We start from the raw sequence: 223 nt of genomic DNA, 5'->3' as shown, positions 1-223 counted from the left end.
GTGTTTTGCGTAATATAGTGAACGAGCACCCGGGTTCTGCTTCTGTTGTTCCGTCAATTTCTGCGTCTTTACATGCGATTGGTTACTCTGGCATTGGTTATAAAACATCGGGTGGGCGTACTGTTCCGTTATCTAAAAAAGGCACTAACTTTGTTGATGCCCCGCTTGAAAACGTAGCACAAGGTAAATACCCACTATCACGTGTTTTATATGTTTATGTAAA

At 41.7% G+C, this 223-nt stretch carries 1 pseudogene; it reads left to right on the top strand.

Annotated features, from left to right (window positions below):
- A pseudogene (locus CWB76_RS19750) lies at positions 1-223 on the top strand (phosphate-binding protein); the annotation flags it as partial.

Source organism: Pseudoalteromonas sp. S1609 (assembly GCF_005887255.1).
In the GTDB taxonomy this organism is placed as follows: Bacteria; Pseudomonadota; Gammaproteobacteria; order Enterobacterales; family Alteromonadaceae; genus Pseudoalteromonas.
This window is presented reverse-complemented; position numbering and strand designations above follow the sequence as displayed.